The sequence below is a fragment of the Delftia sp. WSY_22 genome (genome assembly GCF_043104185.1).
Lineage (GTDB): Bacteria > Pseudomonadota > Gammaproteobacteria > Burkholderiales > Burkholderiaceae_C > Comamonas > Comamonas tsuruhatensis.
Genome location: NZ_JBICKN010000004.1, coordinates 20,681 through 35,926, shown reverse-complemented (window position 1 = coordinate 35,926; position 15,246 = coordinate 20,681). Strand labels below are relative to the sequence as shown.

Genomic DNA, 15,246 nt, shown 5'->3' with positions numbered 1-15,246 from the left:
CAAGAGCGGACATTGCTTTTATCCGATAGTCAAATCCAAAGCCGAATTTGCAACGTCGATTGAAAGTCGCAAAGGCTGGATATGGGTGTGTGGACAAAGTGTCAAGCTAACGGGCACCGAGCTTGGACACAATGGCGCCTCAGACGCCTTCTCGCCTGTCTACACCCCTCTCATGTCTTCCAACATCCTGACCTTTACCTGCATCGGCGCTGATGCCCTTATGCTCTCCGCGCTGCACGGTCACCTCCAGACCGCAGTCGGCCAGTTCGCCGACCAGTGGCCCGCGCCGCTGCAAGCTTGCTTCGACGACTGGGAGAAGCCCTTCGTGACCAGTACGTCGCTGCGGGGCGAGACGCTGCGCTTCGTGATTGACACCTCATCCGGTGACGAATTGGAGAAGGCGCATATCCAGGCACTGCACGACGCCGGCGCGACGCACATCCGAGTGCGCATCTGGTACGGGCAGGTCGGCGAAACGCGAACGCTGCATTACCAAGGCGGCAAAAAGGTTGCTGCCAAGGCCTTCCCGGCGCCGATGCTGACTGAGGAGGAGGAGCTGCTGGAGCTGCTGCTGGACGGCAAGGAGGCTGCCTTCGCCAAGGCCATCAAGGCCGGCGCACCGAAGAATGCCGTGGTCGATGGCACGCCGCTTCTGGTGCATGCGGCCAAGGCCCGGCTAGGCAAGGCGGTGTCGGCGCTGCTGGACGCGAACGTCGACCTAATCGCCTGCCTGGCCTGGGTCGACGAGGTCGCAGAGGTGGTGCAGAGCTACGGCGGCAAGAACACTCCGGCACTGCTGCGCACGCTCGTGCAGGCGCCACAAGCCGACCCCGTGGCGCTGTGGCGCTCGGAGTGTGTGCTGCGCGCGCTCTGCGAACATCCCGAACTGCTGGCCTTGCTGGCCTCTCGCGAGGGCGTGGACGTCAACGCGCAGATCCGCTGGGCCCTGCACCCGGAGCAGGTGAGGGGCAGCCTTCTCTTCAACAGTGTGAGTTTCTTTAAGGACCGGCTGGACGTGCTGGCCGTGCTGGAGACACTGGGCGCGCGCTCCGTTGCGCCGCCGGCCATGAGCGATCAGCGCCGCCTGGAGCGCCTGTACTGGCAGGAGCGCGACGCAGGAACCGTTGCCGAGCTGGTCGCCGCAGGGGTGAATCTGGACACCCCGCTGTGGGATGACCGCCCCACCTCCCTGCTGCGTAACGTCATGCGCCACCCGACGATGGGTTGCCAGCCGCTGACCCTGGCCAATGAGTTGCTCACCAACGGTGCCAGCGCCGCGTTCTGGATGGAGCCCGATGCGTTTCAGCGCGAGGTGTTAGTTGGCATTTTCGACGCCAAGGAGCGGGCGCTCATGGCCGACGTCCCACTGAACGGCGACCGACACTTCGTCCCGGCGCGCGATGGTCAGTTGATCTTGGATTTCTTGGCCGGGCTGCTTGCCCAGGGGTTAGACGCCAACATGCCTGTGCGCCTGTGCTTGCACAAATTGACGGGCAGCGGCATTGACGCTGACTTCCGCTACAAGCGTCTGTACTGGCGCGGCTCGCTGCTCGGTGCCGTCGCGCTGCAGCTGTGCGGTCGCGGCAGCGAGATGCGCCCGATCTGCCTACCGCTGGCGGCGCTGCTGCTGAGCTACGGCGCAGCCCCCGATGACGCAGGCGATCTGGTGGATAGCACGAAAGGCGAGATCTACTGGGACATCTTGCTGCGGGGCGACTGGAGCCGCGAGGCGTGGGACAGCCATCCCCCGACCGGCACGGTGGTTGAACGACTTCGCCATCGACAGAACCAAGTGCCGGACGAGGTCGACGCAGAACTCATCGCGATTTTGGAGAAGCGCGGCCGGTAGTAGGCCAGCCGACCGCTCGCCAGCCAACGTTTGCAAGAGCCTTCAGGCTTGCATTGAGTTACGCCGATGCGGCCGCAGGTCTTCGAAACTGGGGTGCTCTGGACGACCGCTTTTGAATTTGCTTCGAAGACCGCAATGGGTCGCCAGCCGACTGCTGGCCGGCAGCTTCAGGCTGGTTGCTATCTGTTAGCCCCACGGCAGACCTCTTGCCATCCATGCCGTCAACACCCCGCTGGCCGTCTTCTCACACATGCCGGCAATGGCCCAGCAAGCCCCTGTTCTTTCTCAGTGACCAGCGTGCCGCGCCCCGGCCCTGAGAGCGCCAAAACTAAAATGCCGCCATGACTGCACCCTCGGCTTCCCCCCATTCCTTCGACAAACTTGCGCTTTCGCCTGCGACGCTCGCCAATCTTGAGCGGCTCGGCTACCTTGAAATGACGGCGATTCAGCTCGCCAGCCTGCCCCCTGCGCTTGAAGGCAAGGATGTGATCGCCCAGGCGAAGACCGGCAGCGGCAAGACCGCAGCCTTTGCCCTGGCGCTGCTGGCCAAGCTGGATACGCGCAATTTCTCGGTGCAAGGCCTGGTGCTCTGCCCCACCCGCGAGCTGGCCGATCAGGTGACGACCGAGATTCGCCGCCTGGCGCGTGCGGAAGACAACGTCAAGGTGGTGACCCTGTCCGGCGGCGTTCCGCTGCGCGGCCAGAACGCGAGCCTTGAGAACGGCGCGCACGTGATCGTGGGCACGCCCGGCCGTGTGATCGATCACCTGGACCGGGGCAATCTGAACCTTGATTCGCTGAACACCTTGGTGCTTGACGAAGCGGATCGCATGCTCGACATGGGTTTCGTCGATGACATCGCCAAGGTCGCCAAGCAGTGCCCCCCGCAGCGCCAGACCTTGCTGTTCTCCGCAACCTACCCTGAAGGCATCGCCAAGCTGGCCGCGCGATTCATGCGTGACCCGGTCACGGTCAAGGTCGCCGCGCAGCACAGCGGCGAGCAGATCGAGCAGCGCTGGTACGAGGTGGACAAGGAAGAGCGGCTGCCTGCGGTGGCTCGCCTGCTGGAGCATTTCCGGCCCGAGAGCACGCTGGCCTTCTGCAATACCAAGGCGCGCTGCCGGGCCCTTGCCGAGCTGCTGCAGGCCCAGGGCTACAGCGCGCTGGAGCTGCACGGCGATCTGGAGCAGCGTGACCGTGACCAGGTGCTGGTGCGCTTCGTGAACGGCAGTTGCTCCGTGCTGGTCGCCACCGATGTGGCGGCTCGCGGGCTGGATGTGACCAATCTGGGCGCCGTCATCAACGTGGACATCACGCCCGACCCTGAAGTGCACGTGCACCGCATCGGCCGCACAGGCCGCGCCGGCCAGAAAGGCCTGGCCCTGAGTCTTGCGACGATGGACGAAATGGGCGCGGTCGGAAACATCGAGCAGATGCAGGGCAGCCCATCCGTCTGGTACCCGCTGGACGAGCTGACGCCGACTCCCGGTGGCCGGCTCCTGCCATCCAAGGCCACCATCCACATCAATGCCAGCCGCAAGGACAAGATCCGCCCGGGCGATGTGCTGGGCGCGCTCACCGCAGACCTGGGCTACACCCGCGAGCAAGTGGGCAAGATCGACATCAACGAGTTCGCAACCTATGTGGCCGTGGACCGCAAGATTGCGCATGACGTCGTTGCCCGGCTCAATAGCGGAAAGATCAAGGGGCGAACGGTGAAGGCGCGCTTGCTCAAGGATTGAGGGGTTGCAGGCGCCGAGGCACGAACGACCACAACGGGTCGTTTCGCGCCAGCCACTGCCCATTCTTGTTTCGTTGGGATCGACGACCAACGATGGTCCTGGCTGCTCACCGGGTCCGCCGGCCGCGCCCTCGCCTTGAAAGGGCAGGAAAGACCGGGCCTGTCATGACTGCGCGGCAGGGTTGGCCGCTTCGGCTTTTTCTGCGGGCGGCTGCAGCCCTTCGGCCAGCGCCGCGCCCAGCGCGTCGATCACTGCCCGCACGCCCGGCACGTTGCGGCGGTCGCGGTGATAGGCCAGGTACACCGGGCAGGACGGCAGTGGCGCGTCCACCTCCAGCCGTGCCAGGCCGGGCACGGCATGGGCCATGGCGTCGGGCAGCAGGCAGATGCCCTGGCCTTGCTCCGTGGCCTCCTGGCGGGCCAGGTCGGAGGCGGATCGAAAGACGAACCGGGTGGCGCCCCGGCTGGCCAGCCACAGGTTGGAGGCGTCCTGCCGGCCGGTGGCCAGGTCCTGTCCCACGAAATCGTGGCTGGCGAAGTCCTGCACGCGCAGGCGGCGACCCGGCAGGCGCTGCTCGACATAGCCGTGCGAGGCGTACAGGCCAAACGTCAGTTGCCCCGCCCCTTTCTCCACCACCACGGCCGAGCTGGAGCGCCCGACCCGGAGCGCGACGTCCACTTCGCGCCGCCCGACATCCGTGAAGCGCGACTCCACGGCCACTTCGATATGCAGCCCGGGGTGCGCGCTTCTCAACTGCGAGAGCACGGCGGTCACCGGCTTCACGAAGCCTTCGCCCATGCTGACGCGGATGGTGCCGGTCAGCGCATGGGCCTTCTCAGCGGGCCGGTCGTCGCGCTTGATGCCGCCCAGTCCCAGCTCGAATTGCTCGGCCAGCTCCACCAGTTCCATCGCATCGGGCTCGACCGTCGTCCCTGCGCTGCTGCGGTGTACCAGGGCGCGGCCCAGGGATTGCTCCAGCGCCTCGATGCGCCGCGCGACGGTGGAGGTGGACAGGCCCAGGGCAGCGCCTGCGGCCAGCAGGCTTTGGTGGCGGTGAAGCGCCAGGAGCACGCGCAGGTCATCCCAGGTGGTGGGCGGTTGGTTTTTCATGAATGCAAATCAGCTTACCAGCGCTGCCCATTCCCAGGCGGGCCCCCCGTCGCAATACTCGAGTGCATGAAAACCCCTTTTGATTTCTCCCAGAAAACCGTCCTGGTGACCGGCGCCTCCATGGGCATCGGTGAAGTATTCGCCAGGGAGCTTGCCCGCCGTGGCGCCAAAGTCGTGCTGATCGCGCGCAGCCGCGACAGGCTCGAGAAGCTCGCCCGCGAATTGCCCGGCGCCGAATTCCTGGTGGAGGACCTGGCCGCACCCGGGGCGGCCCGGCGCGTCTTCGAGGCCGTCAGCGCCAGGGGCCTGCTGCCGGACCTGCTGGTGAACAACGCCGGCTTCGGCACCCACGGCAGGTTTGATGAACTGGCGCTGGACATACAGCGGGAGGCCATCGACCTGAATGTGGGCGCCCTGGTGGAATTGACGCACCTGTGCCTCCCCGCACTGGAGCAGCGCCAGGGCGGCGTCATCAACATCGCCTCCACGGCAGCGTTTCAGCCGGTCCCGTACATGGCGGTCTACGCCGCGACCAAGGCCTTTGTCCTTTCGTTCAGCGAAGCACTCTGGGCCGAGTACCGGCCGCGCGGCGTGCGCGTGCTGGCGTTGTGCCCGGGCGCTACCGACACGGCGTTCTTCGCCCGCGCCGGCGAGGCCGCGTCCTTCGGGAAAAAAGCGTCCAGCGAAGACGTGGTTCGCCTGGGGCTGAAAGCCTTCGACGACAACCGCGCCTCGGTGGTGCACGGTTGCGCCAACTACCTGACGGCCCTGGGCGGGCGCATTGTCACGCGCGAGTTCATGGCCCGGTTCACGGCGCGCGTGATGAGGCCTGCCGCGCAGCCGGCTTGAAGACGACTGGCAAGAGACAGCGATAGAAAAAACCTGTCCCCTTCCCAACCCTAGCCCAGCACGAGCCTTGCTAGCCTTGGCACATGCTGATCTCCGAACTCGCCCGGCTCACGGGCGTCTCCATCCACGCGCTGCGGCACTACGAGCGCGCGGGCCTGCTCAAGCCCCGGCGACTGCCCAATGGCTACCGCGACTATCCGCGCTCGGCCCGGCGCGAGGTGGTGTTCATCGCCATGTCCCGCGCGCTGGGGTTCGGGCTGCCGCGCATTGCCGAGAACCTGCGCGCCTGGCGTGCGGGGCGCATAGGCCCCGGTGACCTGGCCGATGCCGTGCAGCAGCGCGTGCAGGAAATAGATGAACAGATCGCCGCGCTGCAGGCCCAGCGCGCCCAGGCCCTGGACCATGTGCAGTGGCTGCGCGCCCGCCAGGCCGAGCGGGATCTGGCGCAGACGGCACCGACCCCAGCCAGCACCCCCGACAAACCCGCCGCGCCCTGGCCGCGCGTGCGCCGTGCCGCTTCACCCACCACGAAGGAGACAGTCCATGACTGAGCCGACCACCCACCCCACCCCATCCACCCAAGCGCTGCAGAACGCCGTGCTGGCCATGCCCATGGCGCGCACCCTGGGCCTGCGCTTCGTGCGTGCCGAGCCCGGAGCCACCGAGCTGGAGATGCCCATTGCCGATGCCCTGTGCTTTCAGCCGGGCCAGTTGCAGGCCACGGCGGTCTTTGCGCTGGGCGACTTTGCGGCGGTGTCGGCCGCAGGTTCACTGCTGCCTGCCGGCTGGGCCAATGCCACGGTGGACGGCAGCGTGAAGCTCTTCGCCCCCGCACGCGGCACCCACCTGCGGGCGCGCGGCCGCGTGGTGGATGCCGGCCGCGTGCTCAGCATCTGCGCAGCCGACCTGTTCGCGGTGGCCGAGGATGGTCATGAAACGCATTGCGCGACCTGGCTGGGCACGGCGCGCAATCTGGAGCCCAGGCCCGTGCGGGCCTGAGGGCGCCCCCGCCGCCTCCCCACCCCGTATGTCAGCGCCTGCGTCGTGGCGGTTGCGGGGTTGCAGTCCTGCCGAAGGACAGGACTGCTTTGTCAACTGACTTGCCGCAGTTGTTTGAGCGGCGCGCGAAGCGCAAAGCGAGTTCTGCGGCAAACCCCGCGGCCGCCACGACGCAGGTTGCCCGCAGCGAAGCGGAGGGTCGCGGACATCCGGGTCGCCTTCTTTGACCTGACCTTTCTTGGCGAATCAAGAAAGGGCCGTCGGCTGCCGGGCCGAGACCCGGCCTCGAAAAGCAACCGCTCGGCAGGGTCAGAAAAACAGTCCCCAGGCAGACACCCCCTCTTTAAAAGCTCACCCCCGCAGCTTCGCCCGCCTCGCCTTCACCGCCGCAGCCAGCTGCTGCAGCACAGGCACGGTCTGCTCCAGGCTGATGCAGGCATCGGTCACGGACACGCCATGCGCCAGCGGCTGGCCGTCCACGATGTCCTGCCGCCCTTCCTGCAGGTGGCTTTCGATCATCAACCCCGTGATGCGGGCATCGCCACCGGCGATCTGCTGGGCCACGTCGGCCGCCACGTCGATCTGGCGGCGGTGCTGCTTGCTGCTGTTGGCGTGGGAGACATCGATCATGACCTGCGGGCGCAGGCCTGCGCCTTCCAGCAGGGCGCAGGCGGCCTGCACATGCTCGGCGCCGTAGTTGGGCTGCTTGCCGCCGCGCAGGATGACGTGGCAGTCGCCATTGCCGCGGGTCTCGAAGATGGCGGACTGGCCCATCTTGGTCATGCCCATGAAGGCGTGGGGCGCGCTGGCCGCCTGGATGGCGTCGCTGGCCACCTTGACGCCGCCGTCCGTGCCGTTCTTGAAGCCCACGGGGCAGGACAGGCCGCTGGCCAGCTGGCGGTGGCTCTGGCTTTCCGTGGTGCGCGCGCCGATGGCGCCCCAGCTGACCAGGTCGCTGATGAATTGCGGCGACAGCAGGTCCAGGAATTCCGTGCCCACGGGCAGGCCCAGGGCCAGTACGTCCAGCAGCAGGGCGCGGGCCATTTCCAGGCCTTCGTTGATGGCGAAGCTGCCGTCCAGGTGCGGGTCGTTGATGTATCCCTTCCAGCCCACGGTGGTGCGGGGCTTCTCGAAGTAGACGCGCATGACCACGAGCAGCTCGCCGGCCAGGGCGTCGGCCTGGGCCTTGAGCTGGCGCGCATAGTCCATGGCCTGGTCGTGGTCGTGGATGGAGCAGGGTCCGACGACGACGATGAGCCGGTCGTCCCGGCCCTGCAGCACGTCCGAGATGGCGGCGCGGCTGGTTTCCACCAGTTGCTGCGCGGCTTCGGGCGCGGGCAGCCATTCCTGCAGCAGGGCCGGGGTGATCAGGGGGCGCACGGCCTTGATGCGCAGGTCGTCGATGCGGGTGGTGTCGTGCGTGCTCAGGGGCACGGCACTGCGTTGTACGTGGGTGGGGGTGGTCATGGCGCTATTGTCGCGCCTTGAGGTTTCCCGACCGGGGCGGGGCAAGTGGCTTGCCCGCCCCTTGGCATCGACTTATTGAGCCGCCGGTGCCGGTGCCGGTGCCGGTGCAGGCGCCGTCTCTTGCGCAGCCGGCACAGCGGCCGGTGCCGCGCCGTACTGCCAGCCGGCGGGCAGCAGGCCATCGACCCAGTGCAGGCGCCAGGCCATCAGTGCCAGCAAGGCCACCACGGCCAGCGCCACCAGGGTGTTGCGCAGGCCATTGCCTTCCGCATAGGGATCGCCCGCCGTGCGCCGCGCGCCCACCGGCACCTTGGCCGTCTGCGACAGGCTGCGGCCCAGCGGCAGGTTGATGCGCATGCGGCCGTTGATGGCCCAGCCGCTGGCGTCCAGGATGGGCCCCAGGCTGCGCTGGCGCAGCTTGAGCCAGGCAATCATCATGCTGGGCCCTGAGATGGCCGCGATGAGGCCGACCAGGGCCACGGGAATCCAGGGCCCCAGGTCGATGAACTTGCCGAAGATGCCCACCAGCACGGCGCTGATGGAGCCCAGGGCCACGCCCAGGGCGGCCACGGTGCCCACATCGGTCTTGCGCGGGGCGGCGGCCGCCGTGGCTGTGGCGGCGCTGGCCGCTGCGGTGCCGGGCGCCGTGACCAGTTGGCCGGCCTGCGTGCCCAGGCTGGCGGTCACGCCCTCCTCCTTGGCCGAGGCGCGCTTGGCCACCTGTTCCTCCACCATGCGCAGGAATTTCTTGTAGGGCAGGAAGAAGGCCTGGCCGATGCTGGTGGGGTTCTCGATGAGCTTGACGATGGTGGCGTCCCAGTCGTTGCCTGCGCGGTCATAGAACACGCCGTTGCGGCCCACGAAGAGAAAGTCCACATCGCCCGCCGTGAAGGCCGCGACGATGGCTTTCTTCTTGCCCTCGCGCCGGAGCTCGCAGTAGGCCAGGCAGGTCTTGGCACGGCCGGCCAGCGCGGCATGGGCAGCCGTGTCGCTCACTTCCACGGTCAGGTCGCAGCTGCGGGCATCCAGGTAGAGCGTGCCGGCCTGGAAGGCCGCGCCCTCGCGCCGGTAAAAGAGGCTGAACGAGACGAAGTTGTTGAGCAGCGCCAGCAGGTCGCGCTGCAGGCGGATGAGCTTTTCCAGCGCCACGGCCTGCAGGCTGTGTTCCTTCTCGGACTCGTCCTGGGCGATGAGGTCCAGCAGCGCGGCTTCCTGGCCGCCGTCCAGCAGCGCCTGCACCTCCTGTTGAGACAGGGCATCGAGCGGCGTGGCGGGCCGGGCCGCCAGCCATTGGCGGCAGGGCTGCAGGGCGGCCTTGACCTGCTCCCACTGCGCGGCGGTGATCTCCTGCAGGTCTTCGCCCAGCACGGGCTGCACGGCCTGCTCGCGCAGGGCCTGCAGCGCGCCGGCCCATGCGGGGTTGACCCCCTGCGTCAGCGGCAGCGCGCGATCGGCCGCCACGGCGGCCAGGGGCAGGGCGGCAATGGCTTGGGCGCCGCTGTCCAGCACCTCGCGGCCCAGGGCGGCATAGCCCTCCACGGAGGGGTTGAGCGGGTCCTGCGCGCGCGTGTCGAAGGCGGCCAGGCGTGTGCGTGCGAAGAAGTCGTCCACCTTGGCCTGGACCGCGTCCACGGCGCGGGCGGCGGCCAGGGCCTGGTCGCGCTCGGCAATGCCGCAGCCCAGGGCCTCGGCGCCCGCATGCCAGTCGCGCAGTGCGCGCAGGTCCGCATAGAAGGCCTCTGCCTGCTGGCGCGCGATGCCGGCCACGCCGTCGGCGCCGGCAGCGGTGCCGTAGGCCTTGCCAATGCGTTCGATCAGCTCGGCCAGTGCCTTGTCGCCCTCGGCCGTGGCGGGGCTGACGATGCCGTCGCCATTGAAGCGCATGGCCGCCAGGGAGGCCAGGCGCTCGCGCACCTGGGCCAGGCTCAGCGCGGCGCCGCCGGCCTGACCGGACAGGGCCAGCATGCGCTCGGCCTCGGCATGCAGCAGGGCGCCCTGCTCGCTGTCGCGCTCCAGGCTGGACAGTTGCAGCACGTCGCCGCCATCGGCCAGCACCTGGGGGTCACGCACGCGCGCCACGGCCCATTGGCAGGCGGCGATCAGTTCGGGCGGGCGGATGCGGCCGTCCTTGTCTTCGTCGATCAGGTCCAGCGTGTCGCTGTCGAACTCGATGCCGCGCGTGGGGCAGGCCAGGGCCACCCACAGCTTCTGGTCCAGCTCGCCGATGTGCGCAATGTCCTGCCCGGTGCGGATGACCACCTGGTCCACTCCACCGGCGCGAAAAAACTCCCAAGCATGTTGCTGCTGCATGAAATACCCAACGGCCGCTCTGGCCAACATTCAAAAAACGAAAACGAAAAACCGAAAAAGGGCCGCAGTTTAAAAGTCATTCGGCCTGTCCAATTGAAGACATTTGTCAACGACGGGCGTCAGTGCAGGCTGTCAGGGCTATTGCTTTGTGCAAAAATAAAAGCACTGAATAGATACTTTATTGCCTTCATGCCCTCCAACTCCACCGCGTCGGCCCCTCAACAAGGCCGGGACAAGCTGCACCTGCAGCTGGCGCGGCTGTTCCGCAGCAAGGTGTCCACGGGCGCCTGGCCCGTAGGCAGCGCCATTCCCACGGTGCAGGAGCTGCAGGCGCTGCATGGCGTGTCGCGCACCACGGTGCGCATGGCGCTGGGCGCCCTGGTGGCAGAGGGCCTGCTGCTCACGCGCAAGCGCGGCGGCACGCGGGTGATTGCGGCGCCCTACAAGCCGCCGTCCTTTCTGCTGCCCACCAGCTGGAAGGAGCTGGTGGCCTTTGGCGCCCACATCGGCCAGATCACCCTGCACACCGGGCGGGACTGCCTGCCGCCGATTCCCGAAGGCTTCCCCGACGTGGGCCGCATGGCCCCCGCCTACGTGCACCTGCTGCGCGTGTACGACCATGACGCGGCGCGGTTTTGCCTGTCGCAGCTGTACCTGGAGCAGGAACTGTTCCCCGCGATCGAGGCCCAGCTGCAGCGCAGCTCCCTGGCCGTGGCCCTGAGCAGCGACCCCTCGCGCATTGCCGTGGCGCGCCAGCACCTGAGCGTGGCGCCGGCCGACGAACTGGCCGCCGAGCACCTGGGCGTGGCCCTGGGCACGCCGCTGATGCAGGCGCTGCGCTGGGCCTGCAATGCCGACGGGCTGCTGATCTACTGGGCGCGGGTGCGCTTTCTCAGCGAGTACGTGCATATGGAAATGGATCTCCTGAAATGAACCCCACCCCCTCCACCCCGGCCAGCCGCCCGCATGCGGGCCGCGTGGCCTGGATCACCGGCTCGACCAGCGGCATCGGCCTGGCCGTGGCGCGCCATCTGGCCAGCGAGGGCGCGGCCATCGCGCTGCATGGCCAGGCCGCCGCTTCTGCCGAGACCGATGCGCTGGTGCGCGAAATCGCCCAAACGCATGGCGTGCCGGTGCGCCACTACGGGCTGGACCTGCGCGACGGCAGCGCCATCGCCCCGCTGGCGCAGCGCATTGCGGCCGAGATGGGCGCCATCGACATCCTGGTCAACAACGCAGGCATGCAGCATGTGAGCCCGCTGCTCGAATTCCCGGCCGGCAAGTGGGACGAGCTGCTGGCCGTCAACCTGTCGGCGCCCTTCCACGCCATCCAGGCCTGCGCGCCGCAGATGCTGGAGCGCGGCTGGGGCCGCATCATCAATATCGCCTCGGTCAGCGGGCTGGTGGGCGTGGCGCGCAAGCCGGCCTATGTGGCCAGCAAGCACGGGCTGATCGGCCTGACCAAGTCGGTGGCGCTGGAGTTCGCCACCACGCCCGTGACCTGCAACGCCATCTGCCCCGGCTGGGTGCTGACGCCGCTGGTGCAACGACAGATCGATGCGCTAGCCGCGCGCGAGGGGCTGGATGCCGACGCAGCGGCGCGCCAGCTGCTGGGCGCCAAGCAGCCCTCCCAGGCCTTCGTGACCGTGGAGCAGGTGGCGGCGCTGGCCGGTTTCCTGGCCAGCGAGCAGGCCGCCCAGGTGCGCGGCGCACACTGGAACATGGACGGCGGCTTTGCCGCCGCCTGACCCCGCCACGCCTCGCCCTGCCCCGCCAAACCCCTTTTCATACCAACGACAGACAAACCCAACCAGGAGAGACAGATGTCCTTGAACGAAACCCATGACGCAGGCCTGCGCAGCTGGGTGGCCTCGGCCAACACCGGCGCCAGCGACTTCCCCATCCAGAACCTGCCCTACGCGGTGTTCCGCCGCGCAGGCAGCCAGGAGGCCTGGCGCGGCGGCGTGGCCATCGGCGACCAGGTGCTGGACCTGGCGCGCGCAAGCGCCCTCAAGGCGCTGGGCGATGCCGTGCAGCCGCAGCTGGAGGCCGCTTCGCAGCAGCGCCTGAACGGCTTCATGGCCATGGGACCGGCCGCCTGGTCGGCCCTGCGTCTGGCGCTGTCGCGCGCGCTGCGCGAAGGCGCTGCCGCACAGGCGGCACTGCAGGATTGCCTGGTGGCCCAGTCCGACGTGGAATACACGGTGCCGGCCCAGGTCGGCGATTACACGGACTTCTACACCTCGGTGCACCACGCCACCAACGTCGGCAAGCTGTTCCGCCCGGACAACCCGCTGATGGAGAACTACAAGTGGGTGCCGATCGGCTACCATGGCCGCGCCTCCAGCCTGCGCGTGTCGGGCGTGGACTTCCGCCGCCCCATGGGCCAGCTGAAAGCGCCCGACGCCGCCGCGCCCGCACTCAAGCCCTGCGCACGCCTGGACTATGAGCTGGAGATGGGCATCTACACCGGCGCCGGCAACGCCTGGGGCGAGGCGATTTCCATGGACGAGGCCGAACACCACATCTTCGGCCTGTGCCTGCTCAACGACTGGTCGGCGCGCGACATCCAGGCCTGGGAATACCAGCCGCTGGGCCCCTTCCTGTCGAAGAACTTCGCCACCACGGTCTCGCCCTGGATCGTGACGCTGGAGGCGCTGGAGCCCTATCGCACGGCGTTCACGCGGCCCGCCGCAGATCCCCAGCCCCTGCCCTACCTCAGCTCGCCCGCCAATTCCGAGCGCGGCGCGTTCGACGTGCAGCTGAGCGTGGCGCTGGAGACCGGCCGCATGCGCGCCGAAGGCCAGGCGGCCCAGCAGATTACCCACACCAGCTACCGCCACGCCTACTGGACCATGGCCCAGCTGGTGGCCCACCACAGCGTCAACGGCTGCGACCTGCAGCCCGGTGACCTGCTGGGCACGGGCACGCTGTCCGGCCCCACCTCCAGCGAAGCCGGTGCGCTGCTGGAGCTGACCGAAGGCGGCAAGAAGCCCGTGGCGCTGGCCAATGGCGAGAGCCGCACCTTCCTGCAGGATGGCGATGCCGTGACCCTGCGCGGCTGGTGCGAGAAGCCGGGCGCCGCGCGCATCGGCTTCGGCGAGTGCCGCGCCACGGTGCTGCCCGCGCGCCAGGGCTGACAGCAGCCTCCAATCGATCGGGCGCGATGGAGTCGCCCGATCGATAGCCACGAATGTCGTGATTCCGACAGCCACGAGTGCATGACACAATTGCTGACATGCCCGCCCCATCGGAAGAAGCCCTCTCAGCACCTCCCGCCACCATCGACTTCGGAAGGCAGGCGGCCCCTGCACGGCAGGAGCCCGCCTTTGCCGAGCCCGGCACCGCCAAGAGCCCCAGCAAGCTGCCGCCCTCGATCGCCAGCGCCTTCGCCGCCGCAGCCTATGCGCTGCAGCACGGCGATGACGGCCCGGCCGCCGACGAACGGGCGGCCCCCGGCGCAAGTTCCGGCACGAATTCCGGCACGACCAGCTTCACCGGTGGCCAGGGTGCAGGCCTGATGCCCGGCCTGTACGCCAGCCTGATTGGCGAGCCCTCGCGCGACTACTACCTGCGGCTGTTCGAGCGCTTCGATGCGCTGGGCAAGCCCCTGCCCACCTGGAACCTGGCCGCAGGCCTGTTCACCCTGCCCTGGTGCGGGCTGCGCGGGCTGTGGCAAGAGGGCGGCCTCTACGCGCTGGCCGCCGGCGGCACGGGCCTGGTCTGGGGCCTGCTGCTGCGCCCCGCGCTGGGCCTGCCCCCGGCCATTGCCCACGGCATCGATGCCACGCTGGTGCTGATGGCCATTGCCATTCCCGGCCTGGGCGCCAATGCCCTGTACTGGCACCATGTGCGCCGCCTCACACTGCAAGCCATTGGCGAGGCTCCCAACATGGCCGCAGCGCACGAACGCCTGGCCCGCCGCGCGGCCACGCCCTTGCGCAAGCGGCTGGCCGTGGCGGCCGGTGCGGTGCTTGCCGCCGCTGCGGGTGCCGGCATCTGGGCGCTGTCGGGCACGCCACATTTCATGGCGGCACAGACGGAGGTGATTCCATCCGAAGCCGTGCCGGCCGCTGCACCAGTTTCGCCAGCTGCACCAGCCGTGGCGCCAACGCCCGCCGCAGCCGTAGCTGCCGTTGAAACGCCAAGGACGGAACCGGCGCCCACACCCGCCCCCACTCCCACTCCCACTCCCGCACCCACGCCCCGGCCGCAAGAGCCGGTTGCCCAGGCCGAGGCGCGCCCTGATCCGCAAGCGCCCTTGCCCGCTGCCGGCAGCACCGTCTCCGGCACGGTCGAACCCATGCCCGTAGTAGCAGCTGCCGGCGCTGCGGGTGCCGTCGCGGCCACTGCAGCGGCAGCCATTCCCGTCAAGGCCGCGTTGGTGCCAGCCAAAGCGCCTGCACCTGCACCTGCACCAGCGTCCGTACACACAGCCACTCCAGCGCCCGCCAAGCCCTCCAAGGTGGCGGCTGAAACCAAACCAGCCAAGCCTGCCAAGCCTGCCGAACCCGTCGCAAAGGCCCCGGCACCTGCCAAGCCTGCCTCGGCGGCTCTGGAGCCGGGCAACTACTACATCAACATCGGCGTGTTCTCTGAAGCCGCCAATGCCGGGCGCGTGGTGGAGCGGCTGGAGAAAGCCAAGCTGCCCACGCTCAGCCAGACCCTGCACAGCAACAAGGGCGAGATCGTGCGCGTGCGCTCGGGCCCCTTTGCCAAGCAGCGCAGCGCCGATCAGGCGGCGGCCAGGATACGCGCCATGGGCCTGGAGGCCACGGTCTTCCACCACGCCCCTGCGGAAGGCCGCAGCGCGCGGCGGTGATGCCCTGGCAGCACCTTGGCAATGCCTTCGTGATGCCTTTGCTGCCGCCTGTTACTTCCGCATGCCAATGGCACCGCCCGAGCCCGGCTAAGGTATGC

At 68.5% G+C, this 15,246-nt stretch carries 12 protein-coding genes; 9 read left to right on the top strand and 3 right to left on the bottom strand.

What is annotated here, in order from left to right; all coding sequences use genetic code 11:
- The coding region (locus tag ACF8NF_RS00560) for a hypothetical protein (protein WP_392449891.1) at window positions 1–1,849 on the top strand (1,849 nt) is incomplete at its 5' end.
- A gap of 341 nt (window positions 1,850–2,190) precedes the next feature.
- On the top strand, window positions 2,191–3,591 hold the full coding sequence (dbpA, locus tag ACF8NF_RS00555; protein ID WP_016454517.1) for an ATP-dependent RNA helicase DbpA: 1,401 nt from the start codon (window positions 2,191–2,193) through the stop codon (window positions 3,589–3,591).
- Between the two features lie 162 nt (window positions 3,592–3,753).
- On the opposite strand, the gene ACF8NF_RS00550 is transcribed toward dbpA, so the two are convergent.
- The gene (locus ACF8NF_RS00550) at window positions 3,754–4,701 is read right to left on the bottom strand and encodes a LysR family transcriptional regulator (RefSeq protein WP_016450327.1); all 948 of its coding nucleotides are present in this window, start codon (window positions 4,699–4,701) and stop codon (window positions 3,754–3,756) included.
- 66 nt (window positions 4,702–4,767) lie between these two features.
- On the opposite strand from ACF8NF_RS00550, the gene ACF8NF_RS00545 reads away from it, so the two are divergent.
- The 3 genes from ACF8NF_RS00545 to ACF8NF_RS00535 all read left to right on the top strand — a co-directional run bounded on the left by ACF8NF_RS00545 (window position 4,768) and on the right by ACF8NF_RS00535 (window position 6,549).
- Window positions 4,768–5,550, top strand: a complete 783-nt coding sequence (locus tag ACF8NF_RS00545) for an SDR family oxidoreductase (RefSeq protein ID WP_016450326.1) — start codon at window positions 4,768–4,770, stop codon at window positions 5,548–5,550.
- Between the two features lie 83 nt (window positions 5,551–5,633).
- Complete coding sequence (locus tag ACF8NF_RS00540) at window positions 5,634–6,101, top strand: MerR family DNA-binding transcriptional regulator (RefSeq protein WP_016450325.1); 468 nt, start codon at window positions 5,634–5,636, stop codon at window positions 6,099–6,101.
- Complete coding sequence (locus ACF8NF_RS00535; protein WP_016450324.1) at window positions 6,094–6,549, top strand: PaaI family thioesterase; 456 nt, start codon at window positions 6,094–6,096, stop codon at window positions 6,547–6,549. Before ACF8NF_RS00540 ends, ACF8NF_RS00535 begins: the two co-directional genes overlap by 8 nt.
- Window positions 6,550–6,900: 351 nt before the next feature.
- Here ACF8NF_RS00535 and ACF8NF_RS00530 read toward each other — a convergent pair whose 3' ends face one another.
- Both ACF8NF_RS00530 and ACF8NF_RS00525 read right to left on the bottom strand, forming a co-directional pair.
- Window positions 6,901–8,016, bottom strand: coding sequence for a 3-deoxy-7-phosphoheptulonate synthase (locus ACF8NF_RS00530; RefSeq protein WP_016450323.1), 1,116 nt, complete (start codon window positions 8,014–8,016; stop codon window positions 6,901–6,903).
- Window positions 8,017–8,088: 72 nt separating this feature from the next.
- Complete coding sequence (locus ACF8NF_RS00525; RefSeq protein WP_392449889.1) at window positions 8,089–10,326, bottom strand: hypothetical protein; 2,238 nt, start codon at window positions 10,324–10,326, stop codon at window positions 8,089–8,091.
- Between the two features lie 189 nt (window positions 10,327–10,515).
- On the opposite strand from ACF8NF_RS00525, the gene ACF8NF_RS00520 reads away from it, so the two are divergent.
- The 4 genes from ACF8NF_RS00520 (at window position 10,516) to ACF8NF_RS00505 (ending at window position 15,148) form a co-directional block, all read left to right on the top strand.
- Window positions 10,516–11,259 (top strand): GntR family transcriptional regulator, encoded by a 744-nt coding sequence (locus ACF8NF_RS00520; RefSeq protein WP_126312809.1) that lies wholly within the window; start codon window positions 10,516–10,518, stop codon window positions 11,257–11,259.
- A complete protein-coding gene (locus tag ACF8NF_RS00515; protein ID WP_017407177.1) occupies window positions 11,256–12,074 on the top strand; it encodes a 3-hydroxybutyrate dehydrogenase in 819 nt (272 codons plus the stop codon). The genes ACF8NF_RS00520 and ACF8NF_RS00515 overlap by 4 nt, the downstream gene beginning before the upstream one ends.
- Window positions 12,075–12,149: 75 nt before the next feature.
- Window positions 12,150–13,466 carry a fumarylacetoacetase gene (gene fahA, locus ACF8NF_RS00510; protein WP_392449888.1) on the top strand — a complete coding sequence of 439 codons (1,317 nt, stop codon included), beginning with the start codon at window positions 12,150–12,152 and terminating at the stop codon, window positions 13,464–13,466.
- Window positions 13,467–13,564: 98 nt separating this feature from the next.
- Entirely contained in the window at window positions 13,565–15,148 is a 1,584-nt protein-coding gene (locus tag ACF8NF_RS00505; RefSeq protein WP_392449887.1) for an SPOR domain-containing protein, read from the top strand.
- Window positions 15,149–15,246 lie beyond the last annotated feature (98 nt).